Genomic DNA, 1,125 nt, shown 5'->3' with positions numbered 1-1,125 from the left:
TTTAACGTGCCACAGCTTGAGCACGATGCGAAACAGCCTTCAAAAAATTAAAAACAATAATTTCCCGCAATGGGGCAAAGTATAGAGGATACCTCAATGTCACAAGCTCAAACGGCGATCGTGCCAGAAGCCGGGCCATTTGCACTGTACACTCAACTAAAAGTGAACCAAAACCGTGAAAACGTATTGGCGAAACTGAAAGCGCTTCCTGAGCTGGTTAAAGACTTAAACAACAGTCAACCGGGCGCTAATCTGACGATTTCCATCGCATTCACCAAATCATTCTGGCAGCACCTAAATATTGACGCACCAGAAGAGCTGATTGATTTCCCGCAACTTGGTGAAGGCGACATTATTGCGCCAACAACAGATGTTGATGTGCTTATTCACTGCCATTCTACTCGCCACGATTTGCACTTTTACGTATTGCGCAAATTCCTAACCGATATTGCAGAAGATGTGACGGTCGTGGATGAAACGTACGGCTACCGCTACCTAGATGCACGTGACATGACGGACTTTATCGACGGCACAGAAAACCCGAAAGGGGACGCTCGCGCTGACGTAGCATTGGTAAAAGATGGCCCATATGCTGGTGGCAGCTATGTTATGGTTCAGCGTTTTGAGCACAACTTGCCAGCTTGGAATCGCCTAAATATTAAAGCTCAAGAGAAAGTGATTGGTCGTACAAAACCAGATTCAGTCGAGCTAGAAGACGTACCGGCAGCATCTCACGTTGGTCGAGTTGATATTAAAGAAGAAGGCAAAGGTTTGAAGATTGTTCGTCATAGCTTGCCATACGGCACAGTGACTGGCGCGCACGGTCTGTTGTTCATCTCTTACTGCAATACCCTTCACAATATCAAAGTGATGCTAGGGAGCATGTACGGTGTAACCGACGGTAAAACAGACCAACTGCTTCGCTTCACTAAAGCAGTAACAGGCGCTTACTTCTTCGCTCCTTCACAAGAAATGCTAGCAGAACTGGCCATTAAGTAATTAATAGTTAAAAGTTTCCAAAGCCCTCCATTCGGAGGGTTTTTTGTTTTCTATTCTCTCATTCCAATCTCTTTTCAAAAAACGCTAAACCTTTCTGTTTCTTGGTCGATAAGTATCCAAGGCCTT

The 1,125-nt window shown here is 45.1% G+C and carries 1 protein-coding gene; it reads left to right on the top strand.

Going from position 1 to position 1,125, the window contains the following annotated elements; translation table 11 throughout:
* The first annotated feature begins 96 nt into the window (after positions 1-96).
* Complete coding sequence (locus R7P67_RS25770) at positions 97-999, top strand: Dyp-type peroxidase (protein WP_031815664.1); 903 nt, start codon at positions 97-99, stop codon at positions 997-999.
* Positions 1,000-1,125 lie beyond the last annotated feature (126 nt).

The organism is Vibrio sp. Vb0937 (assembly GCF_033338855.1).
The sequence above is the reverse complement of the archived record's forward strand: the minus strand, read 5'-3'. Positions and strand labels throughout refer to the sequence as shown.

Excerpts from the sequence above, each read along its gene's own strand:
- R7P67_RS25770 (WP_031815664.1), top strand. The coding sequence starts at position 97 with ATGTCACAAGCTCAAACGGCGATCGTGCCAGAAGCCGGGCCATTTGCA.